Raw genomic sequence first — 23,246 nt, forward strand, 5'->3', positions numbered from 1 at the left:
ATTGGTCTGGAAGGCGATGTCGTCGATGACGCGGATGATGTCGGAGATCTTCGTCGAGGCGCTCTCGATCCGCGACATCGCGTCGACGGCCTGGCCGGCGATGGCGCCGCCGTTCTGCGCCGCCTTCATCGCCTCGTCGGCAACGGTCGCCGCCTGGCGCGAGGCCTGGGCGGTGGCCTTCACCGAGGCGGCGAGTTCTTCGGTCGTCGCCGCGGTCTCTTCCAGCGAGGAGGCCTGCTCCTCGGTGCGCTTGGACAGGTCGTCGGCGCCCGTGTTGATCTCGCGGGCCGCCAGGCCGACATCGGCCGTCGTCGCCTGGATGGTCTTGACCGTCGCGGACAGGCGATCGACCGTGGCGTTGAAATCGTCGCGCAGCTTGGCGTATTCGGCCGGGATGGGCGCCTCGATGCGATGTGTCAGGTTGCCGTCCGACAGATGGGCGAGGCCCGTGGCGATCGCGCCGACGACCCTTTCAAGGTCCTGTGCCTGCTGCATGCGCTGCTGCGCGGCCAGCTGGCGCTGCTCCTCGGTCGAGCGCCGGTTCTCGTCCATCATGCCGGCCTGTGTCTGAGCCTCGGCTTCGAGGCGCTCCTTTTCGATGGCGGCGCTGCGCAGGACATCGACCGCCCCCGCCATCTCGGCGAATTCGCCGCTGCGGAAAGTCGGGACGGCCGAGACGAGATCGCCGGTGGCGAGACGCTCCATCGCCGCCTTGAGGCTGCCGAGCGGCTTCATCATCCGGCGCACCAGCAGGAACAGCGCCAGGCCGGCGGCCGCTGCGATCAGCAGTCCGGCGATGACGTTGACGACGATCATCTCGCTGATGACGCTGACGAAATCCTGCTGCTTGATGCCGACGAAGAGGATGCCGACGACGCTGTTGTTGGATTTCTGGATGATCGGCTCGTAGATCGTGAAGTAGGGCTGGCCCAGAATGTCAGCCGCGCCCGAATAGGTGGCGCGCTGCTTGAGCACGGTGTCGTAGGCCACCCCCGCCGCCAGCTTTGTGCCGACCGCGCGCGTCCCGTCGGGCCGCTGCACATTGGTCGCCACCCGGACGTCGCCCATGAAGATCGTCGCAACGCTGCCGGCAAGCGCCTTGACCTTGTCGACGGCGGCGAAGTTGCCGTTGATCAGCTCGTTGCCGAAATAGAGCTTGTCGCCCTCCAGCCGGGGCTCCCCCTTCGCCGCGACGAGGTCCCGCAGCAGGTTGATGTTGACGGTGAGGTCGTTCTGGGCGCGCTCGCGCATGGCGGCTTCCGTCGCCCGCAGGGAGACCAGCACCGAGGCGGCCACGGCCAATCCGACGAAGATCACGCCGAGAACGGCGAGACGGGTGGCAAAGGGCAGACGAAACGACAGGAGTTTTTTCATGAAGACAGCCTGGGTTGGAAGCGGCGTCGACCCACGGGGCGTTCTGTGCAGCACAGAGCCTGGCCGTCATGAGACGGCGCCGGTTTCACCTTCGAGCGCGGGGCGCGCATCAATGAACAAAAGGACGAAAATGGGAGGCCAGTTGGTCTACCGGACCGTCCCGAGCGCCCTGCACTTGGCATGCCGCAGCGCCCTTCGTCCGATCTTGGAATTGATCTAGATCAAATCGATGAACAATCACTTAAATTGCAACCTATCGGCGATCTGTCCGGATTCTAAGCGGTGACTGCTATGTTTTTACTCACCACCCCCGGACCGGGTCGTCGGCCGTGACGACCCCGCACCGTCCTTCAGCAATCTGTTGCGGATAGATCACAACGGCGGCGCGACATATTTTCGCCGCATCGCGTTCACCCCGCGGACATGCGATAGGGCTTGAAGGTCGTGATCGGCGTGACGCATGGAACGTCGACGCCGTTTCGCCGTTCATCAGCCACATCCGCAAGACCAATAAAGCAGAGCCCAACTTCATGTCCGTTGTCTCGTCCGTCGCCAGCCATCTTCCATCTGCTCTCGCGCGTCCGACGCGGCGACTGACTATTCTGATGATGCCGCTTGCGCTGGCCGCGTGCGTTTCGGGACCGCAGCAACCCTATGAGGTGGCGCGCGCTCCCGGCTTCAGCGTCAGCGCCGAATACCTGGCGATGTATGGCGAGCGTCCCGACGAACAGTTCCCGCTGCCGGCGACCGACATCTCCGAAGTCGATCCCCGCTTCCTGCGCCGCGAGGTCTCCTATCCGACGCGCGAGCAGCCAGGCACGATCATCGTCGATACGGACAACAAGTTCCTCTATCTCGTCCGCGAGAACGGCCGCGCGATCCGCTACGGCATCGGCGTCGGCAAGCAGGGCATGTCCTGGCGTGGGCGTGCCACCATCGCCCGCAAGGCCGCCTGGCCGCGCTGGACGCCGACGGCCGCGATGATCGCACGCGACCCCGAGAAGAACGGCCCGTGGGCCGGCGGGATGGAATCGGGCCTCGACAACCCGCTCGGCGCCCGGGCGCTTTATCTTTACCAGGGCAATCGCGACACGCTCTACCGCATTCACGGCACGACGGAGCCCTGGTCGATCGGCCAGTCGGTTTCGAGCGGCTGCATTCGCCTGTTCAACCAGGACATCATCGATCTGCACAGCAGGGTGCCGACCGGCACGACGGTGGTGGTCTTGAACCGCGGACAATTGCTCACGCCCCAGCCCGGCGAAAGCTTTGACGAATTTGCCGCGGTGGACGGTATCTGAGGTCCAGATCCGGTTTATCGGCGTTCTGGGATGGTGGCCCTGCCCGCCGCCTTGATACCGTCATAACCAGCCACCACCTCTTGTGCGGCGGCGCATCCGCGCCGTCCAACGATGAGAGGAGATGACGATGACGCCGCAAGAACGCGACGTGATCGCCGGGATTTTCGATCGCCTGAAACAGGCGGCCAACCAGCCCCGCGACCCCGAGGCTGAAAACTTCATCGCGCAGCGCCTGCGCGAGCAGCCCTATGCTCCCTATGCGATGGCGCAGGCGGTCTATGTCCAGGAGACCGCGCTGACCAACCTGCAGGCTCAGGTTGAGGAGTTGCAGACACAGCTGCGCGACCTGCAGAGCCGTCCGGCCGAGGCGCCCGCACCCGCTGGCGGCTTCCTCTCGGGGATCTTCGGCGGCGGCGCACAACCGTCGGCGCGGCCGCGCTCGGTGCCCTCCTTCCCGCCGCGTTCGCAGGAAGGGGCCTCGCCCGCATGGGCCGGGCAACAGCAGCCCGGCTCCGCGATGCAGGCCGTTCCGGGCGGTCAGCCCGCTCCCGGCGCACAGCCTGGTCCCTGGTCCAACCAGGGGGCACAGCAGCAGGCTCCCGGGCGGGGCGGCTTCATGGCCACCGCCTTGACCACGGCGGCGGGCGTCGCCGGCGGCATGGTCGTCGGCAGCATGCTGGCCAATGCCTTTGGCGGTGGTTCGGCCAAGGCTGCGGAAGCCAAGCCCGCCGACGCTGCGGCCGGGACACCGGCCGGGGAAGCTGCGGCGAACACCGAGCAGGCCGGCTACGACGATGGGTCGTCCAATGCCGGGAACTACCAGCAGGCCGCCTATCCGGAGCCTGCCGATGCCGGCTATGACGACGGCTCGAGCGGGTTCGACGGCGGCGACGACGACAGCTGGGCCTGATCCCGCGATCGGCCTCTGCCACCCTCCGCACAAATAAGAAACCCGCCCGGCGCGAGCCGGGCGGGTCTTTTCATGGCGATGGCGCCAGCGCCGACGGCGGCAGCCGTTATGCGGTTAGATCACCAGCACCTTCGCGCCGACGCGCACGCGCTCATACAAATCGGTGACGTCGTCATTGGTCATCCGGATGCAGCCGGAGGACACGGCCTGGCCGATCGTGTGCGGCTCGTTGGTGCCGTGGATGCGGTAGAGCGAGGAGCCGAGATAGAGCGCGCGCGCGCCCATCGGGTTTTCGGGGCCGCCCGGCATGAAGCGCGGCAGATCGGGCCGGCGCTTGAGCATCTCGGGCGGCGGGGTCCAGGTCGGCCACTCGGCCTTGCGGCTGACGGATTTCATGCCGGCCCAGGAGAACCCCGGACGCCCGACGCCGATGCCGTAGCGCAGTGCCCGGCCGCCCGGCTGCACCAGGAAGAGGAAGCGTTGCGGCGTGTCGATGATGATCGTGCCCGGCTTGTGCGGGCCGCCATAGGCGACCTCCTGCTTGTGGAAGCGCGGGTCGATGACGCGTTCGATCGGACGTTCCATCTCGATCGGCTGGCCCAGCGCCGCGACGCGTCCCGGAGACCTCTGCTGCCCCCTCGCCTGCTCGAAAGGATCGGCCTCGTAGCCGGCCTGCGGCCGGGCGCTGCGGCCATAGGCGGAGTAGCCGCCCGGCCGGTTGTAGACGGCGGCGCCGCGCCCTTGCGACCCAGGATCGCGCCCGGTCATCAGCAGTTCGATGAAGCCGCCGCCATATTGGCCGCGGGCCGTCGAGGCTGTCATCATCGGATCGACCTGAGCGGGATAGGCGTAGCTCTGCGCCAGGGCCGGACCGGAAGCGGCCAGCACAACCGCGAGTGTGAACAGCGGGAAGCAGAGGACCGGACGCATGACGCAACTCTTTCGACATCGACTGCCGAGAGCATGCCGGGATGTCTTAAAAGGAATGGTGAATCGTGGATTCGCGTCGCGCGAATGCTCAACCAAACCACGCAATTCGCGGAATTAACCTTATCGCCATGCCAACGGACAGGGTGAACGAACCCTTGCGCAGCCGCCCCGAGAGCGATCCGCGGCGCTCAGCGCCTCCGGCTGCGCCGCGCCGCCCACCAGAGCCACAGGAGCGTTCGCCAGCGCGCGACGTCGCAGGCGAGGATGACGGCGACATAGACGAGCGCGCCCAGCCCGACCTGAAGCGTCAGTTCGGCTGCAGCGGGCAGCCGACCCTGCAGCGGTGCAATCGCCAGCGCCATCGCGGTGACCGCGAGCAGGATCGCCCCGCCGTCCCGCAGCGAGGGCCTTACCGGCAGGATTCGCAGCGCCGCCGTTGCGGTGATGGCCAGCACCAGCAGGAGCGCCACGCTCTGCGCCACGGCATAGATGGTCGGCGGCGACGCGGCGAAGACGAACACGATCGCGCCATTCGCGGCCAGGCCCGCGACCGCCGCCAGCGTGGCGACGAGCGTGCGCTTCTCCAGCAGGAAGGCCGGATACAGCCCGGCCTGGAAGATCGTCAGAGCGACGAAGCCCGGCAGCAGCAACGCCATGTAGGCGGAGAAGCGGCCCTGGAAACTCGGCGGCACCAGCAGCCGGTCGAAGGCGGGCAGCGCCAGCGCAAAGCCGACCGCGGCCGGCAACGCCACGGCGAGCACGATGGTCAGATTGGCGGCGATGCGCTTTTGCGCCGCGCGCCGGCCGCGCGTCTCGTCAAGGCGGAGCACCTCGCGCAGGAGAATGATCTCGAGCGTGGCGCCCAGCGTGCCGAACAGGCGCAGCCCCATATCCGAGGCGAGCGAGAAATAGCCGGCCTCGGCAAAGCCATGCGCGCCCGCGACGAGCGAACGGTTCAGCAGCGGCATCAGCGAGTAGATCGCGTTGCCCGCGACGATGGGCAGGGCATATTTCGCGAAGGTCCAGGCGAGGTCGCGCCTGGCCGCCGTCACCGACAGGGGCGCATCGGCGAGGCGCCGGCGCACCGAGATCAGCGCGACCGCGGCGCTGAGCAGCCCGCCCAGCAGCACCACGGTCGGATCGCGCGTCAGCCAGGCGCCGCCGACCATCAGGATCAGCGCCAGCACGTTCTTGACGATCACCAGCCGGGCATAGGCCGCATCGAGGAAGCGCGCCCGCGCGATCGCGCCATGATAGTCGAACAGGCCGGCGCCGATGCCGGCGAGCACCGAGGCCGCCAGCATCATCGCCGGCATGCGGAAATCCACGCCGGCTGCGATCGCCGCCACCAGCAGCGCGCAGAGCGTCATGCTGACCCCGGCGACGAGGAGGTCCAGCGTGGCGCGGATCTCGGGCTGGCTCTCGCGCGTCCCCAGCGAATAAAACCGCACCGCCGATAGCTTGAGCCAGTCGAGCATCGCGGTGTTGACGAGGACGATGATAGCGGCGCCGATGGCGTAGCGGCCGAACGCCTCCGGGCCGAGGAAAAACGCGATCAGCAGCCCGAGGACGAAGTTCAGGCCCGCATTGATGACGAAAGGCAGTAGAACCGTCATCGCGTCTCCGTCATCGTCCGACGATGCCCTTTTCCGTCAGCAGCCACACCGGGCGACTCGCCTGCGAGCGCGATTGTCCTGAGGATCCGGCGTAGCGGGCCGGCGGCGCTTTTTGCAAGCACCGCCGGCATCTCGTCGGGAGGGCGCGGGGCGACGACCGTCGCCGGCCGCACGTAAGCGTTGAACCGGACGTGCTGATCTGCGTTGACGCCCGGGACCTTTGTCGAGCAAGGAGACAGCATGAACACAGCGCCTCTTCATCGGCTTGTCTACACGTCTGTCTATCGCGCAGGGCGGGTCGACAACGCGCTCTCGGCGCTGCGCGCCATTCTGTCGACGTCGCGGAAGAACAACGAGGCCGCCAACGTGACCGGCTATCTGATCTTCGACGGCGACAGCTTCATCCAGGTTCTCGAGGGCCCGCTGGCGGCGCTGGAGGCGACGATGGCGCGCATCGCAGCCGACGAGCGCCACCGCGACGTGTCGGTGCTGGGGACCCATCCCGCCGAGACACGCCTCTTCCGCGAATGGAAGATGGGCGGATATCGCCGGACGCCGCAGCAGGACCCGATCTTTGCCGCGCATGGCATCTCCGGCCAAATCGACCCCTCGAGGGTCGATTTCGAGACGGCGGTTTCGCTCGCGCAGGCGCTCAGCCTCGAAGAGGCCAAGCACACCCGGTAGCAGCCTGCAGCCACCGCATGCGCTGCCCGAATGCGACGCGGCGTCGAAGGCCGCTATCCGCCGCCCGCCGGTCCGTCTATTGCGGAGCGGCCATGAACACCGCCCATCCCGAGATCCGCCCCGCGCGCGACGATGACTCCGAGCCGCTCGCGCGGCTGATCGCGGCGTGCTTTGCCGAGTACCCCAACTGCGCATTCGTCTGGGACGAATTCCCGGAACTGCGGGCGCCCGCCAGCCATTTCGCGGCCAAGGGCGGCCGGCTCTGGATCGTCGACGGCCCCGATGGCGGCATTGCCGGCTCGCTGGCCGCGACGCCGCTCCCCGAGCAGAACGCCGTCGAGATCACCAAGGTCTATGCCGCGCCGGCGTTTCGCGGCAGCGGGCTGGCGCAGGCGTTGTTTGCCGAGGCGCTGGCCTTCGCGCAGGCCGGCGGCCACAGCGAGATGATGCTGTGGTCGGATACGCGGTTTGCGCGCGGGCATCGCTTCTACGAGAAGCTCGGCTTCCGGCGCTGGCCCGGCGAGCGCTATCTCGCCGACGTCTCGGCGACCTGGGAGTATCATTTCCGGCTGAGCCTGGCGGGCCAGCCTGTCAGCCCTGCGCCGCGATGAGCGTCGGGCCGGCGCTGCGCGCGCTTCTGGGCATTGCGCTCCTCACCGTCATGGATGCGGTGGTGAAGGCGCAGATGCAGGAACACCCGTTCATCGTGGCGCTGTTCATGCGCTTCGCCATGGGCGGAATCTGCGCGCTCGCGGTGCTGGCGATCGTGCGCCCGCCGACGCCGACGCGCGCGAGCCTGATCGGCAACAGCATCCGCGTGCCGGTGGTGGTGCTGACCGCAGGCAGCTTCTTCTATTCGCTCTCGGTGCTGCCTCTCGCGGAGGCGTTGACGCTCGCCTTCCTCGCGCCGGTCTTCGTGGCGCTGCTCGGCGCCCTGATGCTGAAGGAGCGCATGGATTCCCGCATCCTGCAGGCGCTCGGCTTCGGCGTTGCCGGCATGCTGGTGATGGTCTGGCCGCGGCTGCAGGGGCATGTCAGCGGCGCGGGACTCGGCGTCGCCGCGGCGCTGTTCTCGGCCGTGGCTTACGCCTTCAACCTGATCCTGCTGCGGCGGATCGCGCAGAAGGAGCATCCGGCGGTCATCGTCGCGTTCCAGAACTGCGGGCCGGCGCTGGTTCTGGCGATCCCGGCGGCGCTGAACTTCGTGCCCTTGAGCACGACCGACCTCCTGGTCTACCTCGTCGCCGGTATGCTCGGCGTCGCCGGGCATCTGACGCTGACCTCGGCCTTTGCGCGCGCCGAGGCGTCGCGGCTCGCCCCGCTCGAATACACCGCGCTGATCTGGGCGAGCCTGCTGGGCTATTTCGTCTTCGGCGAGGTGCCGCTGATCACGACCTATGCCGGCGCGGTGCTGATCGTCGCCGGCGCGATCGCGATCAGCCGGCGGGCGTAACCGCGCGGCGAGCGACTTTCCCACCCCTTCCCCGGTCGGGACGGGGCTGTGTCGTCATAACGCCATGCCTTCGTGGTCGAACGCCGGTCCAGACGCACGGTCCCGGCAGCGCCGTTCACCTTTCTGCAGCGTCAATTCTTGACTCTGGATGCCCCTGCGCCTATCTCCGCGCCATCGGTTGGCACTCACGGATCGAGACTGCTAACAGATGCCCGCGCGGGCTGTTCAGAAGCCCGCATCGAATTTGTACGAGAGGAAGACAGAACCATGAAGTTCCGTCCGCTGCATGACCGCGTTGTGGTCCGTCGCCTTGATGGCGAAGAGAAGACCAAGGGTGGCATCATCATCCCCGATACCGCCAAGGAAAAGCCCCAAGAGGGCGAAGTCGTCTCCGTGGGCCCCGGCGCCCGTGACGACGCCGGCAAGCTCGTCGCGCTCGACGTCAAGAAGGGCGATCGCGTCCTCTTCGGCAAGTGGTCCGGCACCGAGGTCAAGATCGACGGCCAGGATCTCCTGATCATGAAGGAATCCGACATCATGGGCGTCATCGGCTGAACGCCTGAGACCGCCCTTCCCGTCACTACATAAGGAGTTGCTCTCATGGCAGCCAAAGACGTCAAGTTCTCCACCGATGCGCGCGACCGGATGCTGCGCGGCGTCGAAATCCTCGCCAACGCCGTCAAGGTGACGCTCGGTCCCAAGGGCCGCAACGTCGTCATCGACAAGTCGTTCGGCGCTCCCCGCATCACCAAGGACGGCGTCACCGTCGCCAAGGAGATCGAGCTCGCCGACAAGTTCGAGAACATGGGCGCCCAGATGGTGCGCGAAGTGGCCTCGAAGCAGAACGACCACGCCGGCGACGGCACCACGACCGCGACCGTTCTCGCCGCCGCCATCATGCGCGAAGGCATGAAGTCGGTGGCCGCCGGCATGAACCCGATGGACCTGAAGCGCGGCATCGACCTTGCGGTCGAGGCGATCGTTGCGGACCTGAAGAAGAACTCCAAGAAGGTGACCTCCAACTCGGAAGTCGCGCAGGTCGGCACCATCTCCGCCAATGGCGACGAGACGGTCGGCAAGATGATCGCGACCGCCATGCAGAAGGTCGGCAACGAGGGTGTCATCACCGTCGAGGAAGCCAAGACCGCCGAGACCGAACTCGACGTCGTCGAGGGCATGCAGTTCGACCGTGGCTACCTCTCGCCCTACTTCATCACCAATTCGGAGAAGATGGTCGCCGAGCTGGAAGACCCCTACATCCTGATCTTCGAGAAGAAGCTGTCCTCGCTCCAGGCGATGCTGCCGATCCTCGAGGCCGTGGTGCAGACCGGCAAGCCGCTGCTCATCATCGCCGAGGACGTGGAAGGTGAGGCTCTCGCCACGCTCGTCGTCAACAAGCTCCGTGGCGGCCTGAAGGTCGCGGCCGTCAAGGCTCCGGGCTTCGGCGATCGCCGCAAGGCCATGCTCGAGGACATCTCGATCCTGACCGCCGGCCAGATGATCTCGGAAGACCTCGGCATCAAGCTCGAGACCGTGACCCTCGCCATGCTCGGCCGCGCCAAGAAGGTGCGGATCGAGAAGGAGAACACCACGATCATCGACGGCGCCGGCAAGAAGAAGGACATCGAGGCTCGCGTCACGCAGATCAAGGCGCAGATCGAGGAAACCTCCTCGGACTACGACCGTGAGAAGCTGCAGGAGCGTCTGGCCAAGCTCGCCGGCGGCGTCGCGGTCATCCGCGTCGGCGGCGCGACCGAGGTCGAGGTCAAGGAGAAGAAGGACCGCGTCGACGACGCCCTGAACGCGACCCGCGCGGCCGTGGAAGAAGGCGTCCTGCCGGGTGGCGGCGTCGCCCTCCTGCGCGCGCTCCAGACGGTCAAGTCGATCAAGACCCAGAACGACGACCAGAAGACCGGCGTCGAGATCGTCCGCAAGGCGATCATGGCCCCGGCTCGCCAGATCGTCGACAACGCCGGCGATGACGGCGCGGTCGTGGTTGGCAAGCTGCTGGAGTCGAAGGACTACAACTTCGGCTACAACGCCCAAACCGGCGAGTACGGCGATCTGGTCAAGGCCGGCATCATCGACCCGACCAAGGTCGTGCGCACCGCCATCCAGGACGCGGCTTCGATCGCCGGCCTGCTGATCACCACCGAGGCGATGATCGCGGAGCTTCCCAAGAAGGACTCCCCGATGCCGCAGATGGGCGGCGGCGGCATGGGCGGCATGGATTTCTGAGGAAATCCAGACGCCCAAAGCGTCGGAGTGCCGAAACCGGGCAAGCCCGGTTTCGGTGGCGGCATGGACTTCTGATCCACGCACCCTTCGCTCCTGCGAAAACGATGAAAGGCCCGGCGCAAGCCGGGCCTTTTTCGTCGCGCTTCAGCCATGACCGACGCCACCGCGCCAACGGGACTGGCCCGTGTCGTCCCCACGCGGATCACCCAGCGCCGGCAGCCAGGCGGCCACAAGGACGATGCCGGCCGAGCCATCATCAGCATCAAAGAGTACGGGATTACGAAATCAAACCTCAATGATCGGGGCGCAAACTTGCCTTGTTGGTAACTTGGACGCTCAAAATGCCGAGATCCTATCTCGATCGCATGGCGCGACCGCTTCGAAGCAGCGTAAGGCTTCGCATTTACGCTGCGTTCGCCCTGCTTCTGTCCTTTGTCCTCATGCTGACTGGCGTAGCGATCTACTCTCTCCACCAGCAATCCACCTATCGCGATCAGTTCGATACCTCAGCGCAGGGTGCCCTCAACGCCGAAAAGGCCAATGGTCTGATCTTCGCGGTCGTCATGGAATCGCGCGGTGTCTACATGTCGACCGATCCGGCGGCCGTCCAACGCTTCACCTCGGCGCTGCTGCAGCGCAACCGTGAACTGGCCCAGCTGCTGGACGGATGGCAGCGCAGCATCCCCGCTGACGACCAGAAGCTGTTTGACACCGTCCGGTCGCGCGTCGTGGATTTCATCCGGTTTCGCAACGAGTTGGCACGCCTCGCGACGACCGTCAGCCAGGGAGCGGCTCGGGAATGGGGCGACAACGACGCGAACCGCGCGGTGCGCATAGCGCTCAATGAAGACCTCGCAGCCCTCGCCACCATTTACGCCAACCGCGCGCGCATGGGTGACGACATCGGTTTCACGAAGCTGGTTCTGATCGCTCTGGGCGTCCTGGCTGTCTCAGTGACCTTCATGACGCTGTTCCTGCTCAAAGCCTTGCTGGTGACGCCCATCCTCCACATCACGGCCGCGACGGACAGCATGGCAGCCGGCAAGCCGCTGATCACGATCCCGCATCTCACCAGAACCGACGAGATCGGCAAGCTGGCGGCCGCCGTACAGCAGTTGCAGAAGGTGTTTCGGCACAACGAAACGCTTCGGAAGAAGGAACGCGCAGCCCTGCGCGAGCAAGCCGTTTTCAAAGACAACGAAGCCCACTTCGTTGCCGCGATCAACAACATGGCTCAGGGCCTCGTGATCCTCAACCCGCAGACAAACGTCGTGCTCATGAACGATGCGTACAAGAAGATCTACAAGCTGCCGGACACCATCACGGATTCACCGTGCAGCCTGAGCGACATCCTCCATCATCGCGCTGAAGCCGGCCTGTTTTCGGGCGATGCACCCAGCCATATCAAGGCAATCCAGGCCCGCATTGCGCTGGGCAAGCCGACGACGAGCTTCCTCCACCTGAAGGATGGGCGCTGGATCCGGATCGTCGGACGATCCATGCCGGGGGGCGACTGGGTCGCGACCCATGAGGACTTCACCCGGCTGCATCAGGTCGAGCAGATGCTCGAGCGGATCGAGCGGCTGTTTGGAACCGTCGCTGAAAACATCGGCGAAGCGATCCTCGCTCGCGACACCAGCACCGATCGCTATGTCTTCGTCAATCGGGCTGCCGAAGTCCTGTTCGGGATGCCCCGCTCCGCGATCATAGGACGGACGGCCCGGGAGCTTTTCGAGACGGACACGGCCGACACGCTCGATGGGCCCACGAAACCGGCACAGAAGAGCGACGCCGGATCGCGCGAGACGGTTCAGACCATCATGACGCCGGGAAACGGCAGGCGCACCGCGGGAATCCGCCACATTCCCGCATCGGACTGGGAAGGCGTGACGCATTGCGTCGTCACGCTCATCGACGACAGGACCGGTCGGCTGATGCAGACGCAGACGCGCGAACTCGCGAGTTGACCGGCGTCAATCAGCCGAGCCTCCCGTCGCCGATCCGTGCCGCTGCATTCGCTTGAGCCACCTGTCGCACCTCAAAGCGCGCTGTCCGTCCGGAGGCTGCGGGAACGGGGAGGACGGCACCGTCACGCAGCAGGGCAAGCCGGCCGGACCAGTGGACGAGGCTCGGCGACACCACCCGGACAGGCGAACACGCCGACAGGCTCGAGGCCGGACGGCTTCCGTGATGAAACCGACACGCAACCGTCGTCGGGCTGCAATCGGATGCTGGCTTCCTCGCGGCTCGGGAGGATCGCCATCATGCTCACACGCCGCTACCTGCTCGCCGGCTTCGGCTGCTCGCTCGCCATGCCTGCCTTCGCCCAGGCGGACTGGCGCCAGACCATCAAGGAAATCCGCTTCGGCGTGTCCTCGGCCGAGAACGAGGCGGCCGCGCTCGCCCGCACACAGCCCGTCATCGACTACCTGACCAAAGCGCTCGGCGTGCCGGTGAAGCTCTACCGGGTCAGCGACTATGCCGGCCTCGTCGAGGCGATGCGGGCCGACCAGCTCGAATTCTCGCGCTTTGGGCCGGCGGTTTACGCGCTCGGCCGACGCGTGCTCGGCGACAAGCTGCAGCCGCTGTTCCGCGACGTCGACAATAACGGGCAGGAGGGCTATTTCTCCGTCATCGTCGTGCGCGCCGATAGCCCCTACAAGACGATCGCCGATCTGAAGGGCAAGAATTTTGCCTTCGCCGACCCCAACTCCACCTCGGGCTATGCCTTCCCGTCCTATTATCTGCGCAAGCAGGGGTTCGACCCGGCCAGCCATTTCAGCGGCACTGTCTTCTCCGGTAGCCACGACAATTCAGTGATCGCACTGGTGCGCGGCCAGTTCGAGGCTGCCGCGACGTTCCAGGTGAACGAAAACTCCGGGGTGGTGCAGCGGCTCACAGGCAAGGCGATGATTCCGCAGGGCTCGACGCGGGTGATCTGGACCTCACCCCTGATTCCGGCGAGCCCGTTCTCGACGCGCGCCAACCTGCCCGAAGGCCTCAAGCGCGATTTCGTCGCCGCGATGATGGCGATGAAGACCGACGCCCCCGAGGTTTTCAAAACCTTCACCGATGGCCAGGTCTCGACCTATGCGCCGGCCAAGCACGAAGACTATCTCGACGTCATCGCCGTCACCGAAGAGTTGGACGCGCGGCGCAAGCAGAAGCCCGGCGGCTGAGCGTTCGCCTCTCACGCAGCATCCGACAGGCCCGGCGCGAGCCGGGCCTTTTGCTATCCAGGGGATGACAATTTGCTCATCTTCGCACTGCGCCATTGAACGGTCGCATCGGCTGCGACATGGTCGCGCTCGCGGTTTTCCCCGCGATTCCAGCTTTGATCAGGAAGAGCCGATGCGCCCGTTGAGTTTCGCCGTCGCTGCGCTTGCCGTCGTGGCGCTCATCATGGGCCAGCAGAGCGGCGCGGCGGGGACGATCGGCATGGGAGTCGTCGGCGTTCTGCTGGCGGTGGCGCTGTACCGCTCGACCGAGATCGCCTTCTTCCTGAAGATCTTCTCCGGCATCTTCGGCACCGAGTTCGTCGTCTTCGGCGGCGGCGCGCTGCTGGCGCAAGGGGGCCTCTGGCCGCAGGACTGGATGGCCGCCGCCCCTCCGGCAAGCCTGGCCACCACGGTCGCGGTGTTCGGCATCCTGATCTACGCGATCTCCTTTGCGCCGGTGGTCCAGCGGATCGCGCGCATCTCGTCGCCCTATTTTCTCTCCGACGATTTTACCGAGGCCAATCTCTGGCTGCTCGGCCGCTACCGGGTGAGGCTCGGCCATCTCGCGGTGGCGCTGATCGTCTTCCTCGTCGTGCTCAATCAGGCGCAGGTCGGCGTCTCGCTGCGGCTGAACTTCTTCTATCGCGATTTCTACAACGCGCTGCAGAACTATGACGTCCAGGCGTTCTGGTATCAGCTGATCTGGGTCTTCGGCGTCTGGGCCACGATCTCCGTCATCACCAACCTGGTCGAGATCGTCGGCCAATCGGTGCTGCTGATCCGCTGGCGCGAGTACATGGCCGCCGACTACAACCGGCGCTGGCTGTCGAGCGGCGCGCATTACCGCATGTCGCTCGCGGGCACCGCCGACAACCCCGACCAGCGCATCGCCGAGGACACGCGCGCCTTCCTCAACCAGACCTATGCCTTCTCGCTGACCTTGCTGACCCAGGTTTCGACACTGGTCTCGTTCTCCATCATCCTCTGGTCGCTGCCGGTGGTCATCAAGGTGCCGGGTACCGAGATCGTCATTCCCGGCTTCATCTTCTGGGCGACGTTCCTCTATGCCGCGCTGGCGACCTGGATCACCCATCTGATCGGCCGCCACCTGATCCCGCTCGAATTCGAGCAGGAGCGGCGCGAGGCGGATTTCCGCTTCTCGATGGCGCGCCTGCGCGAATACTCGGAGCAGATCGCCTCGATGCGCGGCGAGAAGGCGGAGTTGCAGCATCTCGGCCAGCGCTTCCGCGCTATCGTCGCCAATTTCTTCGAACTGATGTGGCGCAAGCTGAAGATCACGAGCTTCACGCTGTCCTACAACCAGGCCAATGTGGTCATCCCGTTCCTGCTGCTGGCGCCGGGCTACTTCGCCAAGGAGTTCCAGTTGGGCACCCTGACGCAGACCTCCTCGGCTTTCGGCCGGGTCGAGTCGGCGCTGTCCTTCATCATCAACAGCTACCAGTCGATCGCCTCCTACCTCGCCTCGATCAACCGTCTGACGACCTTCGAGGCGGCGATCGCCCAGGCGCAAGCGGCCGGCGTCGGCGACAAGACGATCCACCGCGAGCACGCACCCGACCGCAACGTTCATGTCGGCGGCGCGGTGCTGACGCTGCCCAACGGGGCGCCGATCGTGCGCATCGAGGATCTCGACCTCGGCCAGGCCCGGCGAACGCTGCTGATCGGCCCCTCGGGCTCTGGCAAATCGACGCTGTTTCGGGCGATTGCCGGCATCTGGCCGTTCGGAGAGGGCCGTGTCGGCATTCCCGCCCAGGCCGAGGTGATGCTTCTGCCGCAGCGGCCCTATCTGCCGCAGGGCACGCTGCGCGCCGCGCTCGCCTATCCGGCCGAGGCCGACGCCTATGACGACGCCGCCATTCGCGCCGCGATGGAGAAGGTCAAGCTCGGCCATCTGCAGGACCGGCTCGACGAGGTCGATTTCTGGGGCCAGCGCCTGTCGGGCGGCGAGCAGCAGCGGCTGGCCGTGGCGCGGGCCCTGCTCGCCAAGCCGGACTGGCTGTTCCTCGACGAGGCCACCGCCTCGCTCGACGAGAAGCTGGAAGGTGAGCTCTATGCCGCCATCGATGCCGCCCTGCCGCAGACGCGCGTGGTCTCGATCGGCCATCGCTCGACGCTGCGCGAGATGCACGATGCGGTGGTGACGATGGAGCCGAATCCGGACGGCACCTACACGCCGCGCGCGCCCGTGAAGCTCCCGGCCGAGGCCTGAGCGGCGATCAAGGGATCATGCGGAGAAACACCGCGTCATCCCGGACAAGCGGCGTGAGCCGCGCAGATCCGGAATCCTTCATAGCGCTCCGTTGCGCCCTACGATGGATCCCGGGTCAAGCCCGGGATGACGGTGATGGTTCCGCGGAAAAAGCCGAAGGCGTCAGAAGCCGCGATCGAAGCGCAGCTCGCCGGCGCTGCCGGTGAGGACGAGCTTGCCGTCGACGAGATCCCATTTCTGGGTGGCGCGCAGAGCCGTCAGGTAGCTGCGCTCGAAATCGGACAGGCCCTTGTCGCAGGTCCGCTTGGTCAAGGCGAGCGGGCCGACCGCGAAACCCTGCGCGCGCAGCGGGTAGGCAGAGGCCGAGAAGGTGTTGCAGCCGCCGAAACCGGTGCCGCGCAAGGAGGCGTCGACCTGCAGCGTGGCGCGGCGATCGGCGATCGGCTTGCCGTTGAACGACACCGCCGACCAGGAAGCGCCGAGCGGGAAGTTCTTTTCCTGCTGCTGGACAGGCGCCGATTGCGGCGCGCCGAGTTCTTCGCGGGAGGGCATGCGCTGGCGGCTTTGTGACAGCGCATCCGCAGGCAGCAGCAGGGGCGCGGCCATCGCGGCGAGGATAACGGCATAGCCGAGGCGTCGAATCATGGTCGTCTTACCCGGTCGTCTAACCTGAACATCTCGGGGCGACCCTAGCGCATGGGCGCGCCCCTGTGAAAGCGCGTAGCGGCCAATCGTCCCGCGATCAACCGGCAAGCTACACCCGCCGCGATTTCGCGCCCCTGCGGCGGCGGCCCCGCCGGATTTTTCGCAGGAGCCTGCATCCGGCAGCGCTCGCCAGCCGTAACCGCCAAAGATGTCGGAAACACGAGGTCCAGTGGCCGGCTTCATCCCCCCGGAGCCGTCCGCGACCGGCGAGGCCGCTTGCCCCCCGGCGGCGGCCTCGCTTGCCGGCGCGGCTAGAGCCGCGACTGCAGGCGCTCGATCAGCGGATTGGCCTTGCGGAAGACATAGGCCGGTGCGGAGACCGTGACGTCGTCGGCGCCCGCGGCAGCGAGATGCTCGACCAGCGCGAAGACCGCCTTCTCCGGGCAATGCACCGTCAGCACGCCACCGGCCGGGCTCGCGCCGAAGGGCAGCCGCGCGCCGAACAGGGCGCCGAGATCGCCGAGCGTATCGGACGAAGCGCCGAGCGTCGCCCGGATCTCGCGCACGGAGCGTGCCTCCTCCTCGGCCGCGATGCGCGACAGGATGGCGTTGGCGGCCGCCCTCGCCCGCTCGCCCCAGGGCGCGCGCACGGAGGCGACGAGATTGGCCTCGGAGGCCAGCATCACGCCGTCATCGAGGATCTTCAGCGCGTTGGCGGCGAGCGTCGCGCCCGTCGTTGTGATGTCGACGACGATCTCGGCCGTGCCGGCGGCCGGCGCGCCCTCGGTCGCGCCCAGGCTCTCGACAATGCGGTAATCGGCGAGGCCGTGACGGGCGAAGAAGCGGCGGGTCAGATTGACGTATTTCGTGGCGACGCGGAGCTTGCGGCCCTGGCGGCTGCGCATGGCGGAGGCGACGTCGTCGAGATCGGCCATCGTCCGCACATCGATCCAGGCCTGCGGCACGGCGACGACGACGTTGGCATGGCCGAAGCCGAGCGGAGTCAGCATCTCCACCGCTGCATCGGCATCCGCGACCTGCTCACGCACGAGGTCCTCGCCGGTGATGCCGAGATGGGCGGCGCCCGAGGCGAGCTGCGCCACGATCTCGGAGGCCGAGAGGAAGGCGACCTCGGCGCCTTCGACGCCGGCGATCGTGCCGCGATAGTCGCGCTCGCCGCGCGACTTGACGAATTTCAAGCCGGCGCGGCCGAAGAAGGCGGTTGCGTTCTCCTGCAGCCGGCCCTTGGAGGGCACGGCGAGCACGAGCGGGGTGTCGTTGGCGGCCGAGTCTTTAGCGGCAATGTCGGTCATGCGGCGTCTCCCGCCAGGCGCTCGAGCCAGATCGAGGCGCCGACCGCAGGAATCGGCGCCGCCGCGCCGAGGCGCCCGAGCACCTCGTCGTAGCGGCCGCCGCCGGCGACCGGCTTGCCGTCACTGCGGCTGGCGTCGTGAAGCTCGAAGATGAAGCCGGTGTAGTAGTCGAGATTGCGGGCGAAGGCGGCCTGGAAGCCGATCGCGCCGACATCGACGCCGCGCACGGCGAGGAAGCCGGTGCGCTCGTCGAAGGCGTCGAGTTCGCGGCCGAGATCGAGCGAGGCCTGGTCCGCGAGCGCGCGCAGCGCGGCCGACGCCGTGTCGGGATCGCCCTTGATCGCCAGAACCTGCGCCAAGAGCGCCTTGACGTCGCCATTGACCGGGTTCTCGCGCTCGGCGGCGCGGGCCAGGAAGCGCTCGGCGATGTCGGAGGCACTGCGGCCGCCGACGGTCGAGATGCCGGCGATGGAGAGGACGTCCTCGACGAAGGCTTTCGCCGCCTTGGGGTCCTGCCCCTCCAGCGCCTTGAGCAGGCCGGCATGGGCGGTCTCGCCGGTGGCGACCGGGGGATCGAGCGCCTCGACGGCCTCGACGCCGCGGCCCTGCACGACGGCGCGCATCAGGCGGCGGCGGGCGCCGGCCGGAACCGACAGCCCGTCCAGCAGCGCGCCGAGCAGGGCGACGTCGCCCATCAGGATCTTCGGGCTGGCGAGACCGAGCGCGGCGGTGGCCTCCACGGTCAGCGCCATGATCTCGGCGTCGGTCGCGGCGAAGTCGTCACGGCCGAAGGATTCGATGCCGGCTTGCGCGAATTCGCCGGGCTCGCCCGAGCGCATCCGGAAGACCGGGCCGGCATAGGCATAGGCCGCGGGCTCGGTGCGGCGAGACGCGATGTGATCGAGCGCAACGGGGATGGTGTATTCCGGCCGCAGGCACCAGTCGCGGCCGTCAGAGTCCTGCGTCATGAAGATGCGTCGGCGGATGTCTTCGCCCGAGAGATCGAGGAAGACGTCGGCCGGCTGCAGGATCGCGGGCTCGGCGCGGGCATAGCCCTCGCGCGCGAACAGCGCGATCACGGTCTCGATGCTGGCAGCGGTCGCGGGCACGGCGGCTTCATCCTGTTACGGGCGCTGTCCTAGCAGCGGCGGGCGCGATTTTCGAGGCATTTGAGGGAAATGGGTGAACGGGAATCGGCAAGCGTCGTGCTCGGGCGTGACCCGCATGACGGAACGAGGGAGGCGCGGGGAACCCTCTCCCGTAGGGAGAGGGCAGGGTGAGGGGTCGGCCGTTTGACGTTCGGGCGGAGACCTCACCGCTGCCTGCCTGACAGATGGGCGCCTCGCTGGTCCAGGGGCCGACACCTCTCCCCTGCCCCTCTCCTTACAGGAGAGGGGTTCCCCGCGCCCTACGAATGCCTTGCCAGCACCGTCTTCACACCCTCGACCAGCCCCTCGACCGGCACGGAGAATTGCGCCTCCGCCTGCTTGGCCTTGTGCTCGGCGGAATCCTTGACGTCGCGGGAGGCGGCGGCGAGTTCGGCGCCCAGGATCAGGTCCTTGATCACGACCGTGCCGGCCTCGCGCTCCGACGAGCCCTGAATGATCGCGCAGACGGCGCCGCGGCGGTCGGCATATTTCATCTGGGCGTTGAAGCCGGATGAGCCCAGATAAAGATCGGCGCGCATAAGGGGCTTCTTCAGCTCAAGGCCGTTCTCATCAATGACTGTCTTGGTAGCCTTGCGCAGGTCAGAAACCATCGCCTGATAGCGCGGCATGAACTCCGGCGACTTGTTGTCCATCGCCGTGACGACGACGAGCGGCAGTTCGTTCTTCTGATCGACGATGGGCGACTTCACCGCCTTCAGCGCGGTGTAGAGCCGGGACACGCCGATCGAGAAGCCCGTCGCCGGCACGGGCTCGGGCCGGAAGCGGCCGACCAGCCCGTCATAGCGCCCGCCACCCGCGACCGAGCCGAAGCGCACGACCTGGCCGTCCTCATTGGTGACCGGGAAGGTCAGTTCGACCTCGTAGACCGGGCCGGTGTAGTATTCGAGGCCGCGGACGACGGAGAAATCCGTGACGATGCGATCCGCTGCGTACCCTGCCGATTCGACCAAGAGTCTGATCGCGTCAAGTTCTCGGATGCCAGTCTTGATCAGTTCATTGCCAGCGACTGCTTCAGCATAAGCTGCGCTGCGGTCGATAGCTGCAGGGACGCGCGTGAGGATACCGCCCTTCATTCCAGCCAGTTCGGGATTGCTGGGAGGCACGAGTGACGCGCTTGGATTGTGAAACAAGTCCATCTCCAAAAACGACTGGAGAACGTCGATTTGCTCATCACTCAGCCCCGCGCCCTTGGTGAAATCCCCGCTCTCGTCCTTGCGGCCCTCACCGAGCAGCAGGCGCACGCCCTCCGGCCCGAACTTGTCGAGCTTGTCGATCGCCCTGAGCACCGTCAGCCTTCGCCCGGCATTCTCCTCGCCGCCGAGACCGATCGCCTCCATCACGCCGTCGAGCACCTTGCGGTTGTTGACCTTGACGACATAGTCGCCGCGCTTGATGCCGAGCGCCTCCATCGTGTCGGCGGCGAGCATGCAGATCTCGGCGTCGGCCGCGACGCTGCCCGCACCGACGATATCAGCGTCGAACTGCATGAACTGGCGGAAGCGGCCCGGGCCCGGCTTCTCGTTGCGGAAGACATAGCCGGCGCGGTAGCTGCGATAGGGTTTGGGCAGCGCGTCGTAATTCTCGGCGACATAGCGGGCGAGCGGCGCGGTCAGATCATAGCGCAGCGAGAGCCACTGCTCGTCATCGTCCTGGAAGGAGAAGACGCCCTCGTTCGGGCGGTCCTGGTCGGGCAGGAACTTGCCGAGCGCGTCGGTGTATTCGACGAAGGGGGTCTCGACCGGATCGAAGCCATAGCGCGAGAAGCTCTCGCGGATCACCGCCAGCATGCGCTCTGTGGCGGCGACATCGGCCGGTCCACGATCGACGAAGCCGCGCGGCTGGCGGGCCTTCAGCTTGGCGGGGGCGGGCTTGTCCACGGACATGGAGGCGGTCTCGATCTGACGACGAAAAGGGAGAGCCCGTCGGTTAGCCCGGTCGCCACCGAGGAGCAAGGCGTCCTTGATCGGTAGCAGACTTGATATCACCTGTGATATGCTATCCGATATGCTGCGGGTCGTGCTCGACACATCGGTGATGGTCTCCGGCTTCCGAAGCCGAACCGGGGCAAGCCATGCGCTGCTCGTAGGTATCGGCAGGGGCCTGCTGGTTCCTGCGGTGAGCCATGCGCTATTTCTGGAATATGAGGACGTTCTGAAGCGTCCGGCCCAACAGGCTGTCCATGGACTGTCGAACGCGGATATCGACGTTTATCTCGCGGGCCTCGCGGCCGTCAGTGATCCGGTCGAAATCTGGTTCCGCTGGCGACCACAGTTGCGCGACCCGGCTGACGACCTCGTGTTGGAAGCCGCTGCGAATGGACGTGTCGCAACAATCGTCACCCACAACCTGCGCGATTTCGCCGGGGTGACCGAGCGCTTCGGAATTCGCATCCTCACCCCCGGCGATCTGTTGAAGGAGATGATCTGATGACTGCAGGTTCCTATGCCTTGAAGCTGCCGGCATCGCTCAAGCGCGAGGCACAGCGTCTGGCAAAGCAGGATGGCGTCTCGCTGAACCACTGGATTTCGGTGGCTGTCGCGCAGCAGGTGGCGGCAACGGAAACTGCGGCCGACTTCTTTCGCCGCCGCGCGGACGGCGCCAGCCGCAACGACATGCTGGCCGTCCTGGCGAAGGTTCCCGACCGGCCTCCTCTTGCGGGCGAAGAGTTGCCCGAAGGCTACCCGCCCGAGCGGGGGGCCGCAGAGCGCGACTGACTACTCCGCCGCCACCCGCGCCACATCCCGCAGCGGGCGATCCGCGATCCCCGCCTGCGCCAGCTTCTCCGGCAGCGGCCCGCCCGTCGCCCAGTCGAGCAGTTCGGCGGTGTGGACGACCGGGGTGGTGGCGCCGCGGTCGGCGAAGCCCTTGGCGATCTGGGTCATGCAGCCGATATTGCCGGTGGCGACCAGCATCGGCTTGGTCTTCTGGATGTTGCCGACCTTGCGTTCGCGGAGTTGGCCCGCGATCTCCGGCTGCAGGATGTTGTAGACGCCGGCCGAGCCGCAGCAGATATGGCCCTCCGGGGCCTCCTTCACGCTGAATCCGGCGGCCGAGAGCAGGCGCTTGGGCCCATCCTTGAGCTGCTGGCCATGCTGCATCGAACAGGCCGAGTGGTAGGCGATCGGCATGGCGACATCCCGGACGGGCACGAGATCGAGCGTCGCCACGAACTCCGTGACGTCCTTGGCCAGCGCCGAAACCCGCTCCGCCTTGGCGGCATAGGCCGGCTCGTTGCGGAACATGAAGCCGTAATCCTTGATCGTCGTGCCGCAGCCCGAGGTGGTGATCAGGATGGCGTCGAGCCCCTTGCCCTCGATCTCGGCCGTCCAGGCGTCGATATTGGCCCGCGCGAAGGCGTGGGCGTCGTGCTCGCGGCCCATATGGTGGACGAGCGCGCCGCAGCAGCCCTCGCCTTTCGGCAGCACGACCTCGACGCCGTGGCGCGTCAGAAGCCGGATCGTCGCCTCGTTGATGGCGGGGTCGAGCACCGGCTGGGCGCAGCCGGAGAGGATGGCGACGCGCTTGCCCGCAGGGGCTGCAGCGGGGGCGAAGCTCTGCGGCCCTTCCATCGGCGAGCGCGACGGCAATTTGGAGGGCGCCAGCGCCAGCATCGCCTTCAGCCGCGCCCCGACCAGCGGCAGCGCGCCGAGCGCGGGGCCCAGAGGCTTCGCCAGCATCGCGCCGAGCATGGCGACACGGAAGCGGCCGGGATAGGGCAGGATCGCGCCGAGCACGCGCCGCAGCAGCTTGTCGTGCCAGGAGCGCTCATAGGTCTCCTCGATATGGGCGCGCGCATGGTCGACAAGGTGCATGTAGTTCACGCCGGACGGGCAGGTCGACATGCAGGAGAGGCAGGAGAGGCAGCGGTCGACATGCTTCACGACCTCTTCGGACGCCGGCTTGCCGTTCTCCAGCATGTCCTTGATCAGGTAGATGCGCCCGCGCGGGGAATCGAGCTCGTCGCCGAGCAGCAGATAGGTCGGGCAGGTCGCGGTGCAGAAGCCGCAATGCACGCAGGTCCGCAGGATCTTCTCCGAGGCCGGAAGCCTGGGGTCCGATGCGAGATGGGCGGGGCTGAAATTGGTTTGCATGGTCTATCCGTTTCGCCTGCCCGTCATGCTCGGGCTTGCCCCGAGCATCTCCTCCCGAGAGATTCTCGGGTCTG

The 23,246-nt window shown here is 66.7% G+C and carries 20 protein-coding genes; 12 read left to right on the forward strand and 8 right to left on the reverse strand.

Annotated elements, in window-relative coordinates:
- On the reverse strand, positions 1 to 1,374 hold a 1,374-nt coding region (locus tag Q8S38_RS11245; RefSeq protein ID WP_305680521.1), incomplete at its 3' end, for a methyl-accepting chemotaxis protein.
- Between the two features lie 605 nt (positions 1,375 to 1,979).
- Between Q8S38_RS11245 and Q8S38_RS11250 the strand changes: the two genes are divergently transcribed.
- Both Q8S38_RS11250 and Q8S38_RS11255 read left to right on the forward strand, forming a co-directional pair.
- Positions 1,980 to 2,675, forward strand: a complete 696-nt coding sequence (locus Q8S38_RS11250; RefSeq protein ID WP_305680522.1) for a L,D-transpeptidase — start codon at positions 1,980 to 1,982, stop codon at positions 2,673 to 2,675.
- Positions 2,676 to 2,802: 127 nt separating this feature from the next.
- Positions 2,803 to 3,585: a DUF2076 domain-containing protein gene (locus tag Q8S38_RS11255; RefSeq protein WP_305680523.1), complete on the forward strand. Its 783-nt coding sequence runs from the start codon at positions 2,803 to 2,805 to the stop codon at positions 3,583 to 3,585.
- A gap of 114 nt (positions 3,586 to 3,699) precedes the next feature.
- Here Q8S38_RS11255 and Q8S38_RS11260 read toward each other — a convergent pair whose 3' ends face one another.
- Together Q8S38_RS11260 and Q8S38_RS11265 are read right to left on the reverse strand one after the other, a co-directional pair.
- Positions 3,700 to 4,515, reverse strand: coding sequence for a L,D-transpeptidase (locus Q8S38_RS11260; RefSeq protein ID WP_371125870.1), 816 nt, complete (start codon positions 4,513 to 4,515; stop codon positions 3,700 to 3,702).
- Between the two features lie 188 nt (positions 4,516 to 4,703).
- Positions 4,704 to 6,131, reverse strand: a complete 1,428-nt coding sequence (locus Q8S38_RS11265) for a lipopolysaccharide biosynthesis protein (protein WP_305680524.1) — start codon at positions 6,129 to 6,131, stop codon at positions 4,704 to 4,706.
- Positions 6,132 to 6,371: 240 nt separating this feature from the next.
- Here Q8S38_RS11265 and Q8S38_RS11270 point away from each other — a divergent pair, with 240 nt between their 5' ends.
- The 8 genes from Q8S38_RS11270 (at position 6,372) to Q8S38_RS11305 (ending at position 15,954) form a co-directional block, all read left to right on the forward strand.
- Entirely contained in the window at positions 6,372 to 6,815 is a 444-nt protein-coding gene (locus Q8S38_RS11270; RefSeq protein ID WP_305680525.1) for a BLUF domain-containing protein, read from the forward strand.
- 92 nt (positions 6,816 to 6,907) lie between these two features.
- A complete protein-coding gene (locus Q8S38_RS11275) occupies positions 6,908 to 7,426 on the forward strand; it encodes a GNAT family N-acetyltransferase (RefSeq protein ID WP_305680526.1) in 519 nt (172 codons plus the stop codon).
- Positions 7,423 to 8,268: a DMT family transporter gene (locus tag Q8S38_RS11280; RefSeq protein ID WP_305680527.1), complete on the forward strand. Its 846-nt coding sequence runs from the start codon at positions 7,423 to 7,425 to the stop codon at positions 8,266 to 8,268. Before Q8S38_RS11275 ends, Q8S38_RS11280 begins: the two co-directional genes overlap by 4 nt.
- Positions 8,269 to 8,535: 267 nt before the next feature.
- A complete protein-coding gene (gene groES, locus Q8S38_RS11285) occupies positions 8,536 to 8,823 on the forward strand; it encodes a co-chaperone GroES (RefSeq protein WP_054143942.1) in 288 nt (95 codons plus the stop codon).
- A gap of 45 nt (positions 8,824 to 8,868) precedes the next feature.
- Positions 8,869 to 10,506 carry a chaperonin GroEL gene (gene groL, locus Q8S38_RS11290; RefSeq protein ID WP_305680528.1) on the forward strand — a complete coding sequence of 546 codons (1,638 nt, stop codon included), beginning with the start codon at positions 8,869 to 8,871 and terminating at the stop codon, positions 10,504 to 10,506.
- A 341-nt stretch (positions 10,507 to 10,847) separates the two neighbouring features.
- Entirely contained in the window at positions 10,848 to 12,473 is a 1,626-nt protein-coding gene (locus Q8S38_RS11295) for a PAS-domain containing protein (RefSeq protein ID WP_305680529.1), read from the forward strand.
- Positions 12,474 to 12,770: 297 nt separating this feature from the next.
- A complete protein-coding gene (gene phnD, locus Q8S38_RS11300) occupies positions 12,771 to 13,685 on the forward strand; it encodes a phosphate/phosphite/phosphonate ABC transporter substrate-binding protein (RefSeq protein WP_305680530.1) in 915 nt (304 codons plus the stop codon).
- A 172-nt stretch (positions 13,686 to 13,857) separates the two neighbouring features.
- Positions 13,858 to 15,954, forward strand: a complete 2,097-nt coding sequence (locus Q8S38_RS11305) for an ABC transporter ATP-binding protein/permease (RefSeq protein ID WP_305680531.1) — start codon at positions 13,858 to 13,860, stop codon at positions 15,952 to 15,954.
- Positions 15,955 to 16,116: 162 nt separating this feature from the next.
- Here Q8S38_RS11305 and Q8S38_RS11310 read toward each other — a convergent pair whose 3' ends face one another.
- The 4 genes from Q8S38_RS11310 to hisS all read right to left on the reverse strand — a co-directional run bounded on the left by Q8S38_RS11310 (position 16,117) and on the right by hisS (position 20,964).
- Positions 16,117 to 16,842 (reverse strand): META domain-containing protein, encoded by a 726-nt coding sequence (locus Q8S38_RS11310; RefSeq protein ID WP_305680532.1) that lies wholly within the window; start codon positions 16,840 to 16,842, stop codon positions 16,117 to 16,119.
- 68 nt (positions 16,843 to 16,910) lie between these two features.
- Positions 16,911 to 17,912 carry an ATP phosphoribosyltransferase gene (gene hisG, locus Q8S38_RS11315; RefSeq protein WP_305680533.1) on the reverse strand — a complete coding sequence of 334 codons (1,002 nt, stop codon included), beginning with the start codon at positions 17,910 to 17,912 and terminating at the stop codon, positions 16,911 to 16,913.
- Positions 17,909 to 19,021 (reverse strand): ATP phosphoribosyltransferase regulatory subunit, encoded by a 1,113-nt coding sequence (locus Q8S38_RS11320; protein ID WP_305680534.1) that lies wholly within the window; start codon positions 19,019 to 19,021, stop codon positions 17,909 to 17,911. The genes hisG and Q8S38_RS11320 overlap by 4 nt, the downstream gene beginning before the upstream one ends.
- 299 nt (positions 19,022 to 19,320) lie before the next feature.
- Positions 19,321 to 20,964, reverse strand: a complete 1,644-nt coding sequence (hisS, locus tag Q8S38_RS11325; protein WP_305680535.1) for a histidine--tRNA ligase — start codon at positions 20,962 to 20,964, stop codon at positions 19,321 to 19,323.
- A gap of 76 nt (positions 20,965 to 21,040) precedes the next feature.
- Between hisS and Q8S38_RS11330 the strand changes: the two genes are divergently transcribed.
- A complete protein-coding gene (locus tag Q8S38_RS11330) occupies positions 21,041 to 21,508 on the forward strand; it encodes a putative toxin-antitoxin system toxin component, PIN family (protein ID WP_305680536.1) in 468 nt (155 codons plus the stop codon).
- On the forward strand, positions 21,508 to 21,795 hold the full coding sequence (locus tag Q8S38_RS11335) for a pilus assembly protein HicB (protein ID WP_305680537.1): 288 nt from the start codon (positions 21,508 to 21,510) through the stop codon (positions 21,793 to 21,795). The genes Q8S38_RS11330 and Q8S38_RS11335 overlap by 1 nt, the downstream gene beginning before the upstream one ends.
- On the opposite strand, the gene glcF is transcribed toward Q8S38_RS11335, so the two are convergent.
- The gene (gene glcF, locus Q8S38_RS11340) at positions 21,796 to 23,172 is read right to left on the reverse strand and encodes a glycolate oxidase subunit GlcF (RefSeq protein WP_305680538.1); all 1,377 of its coding nucleotides are present in this window, start codon (positions 23,170 to 23,172) and stop codon (positions 21,796 to 21,798) included.
- Positions 23,173 to 23,246: the final 74 nt, after the last annotated feature.

This window comes from Allobosea sp. (assembly GCF_030695125.1).
Classification (GTDB): domain Bacteria; phylum Pseudomonadota; class Alphaproteobacteria; order Rhizobiales; family Beijerinckiaceae; genus Allobosea.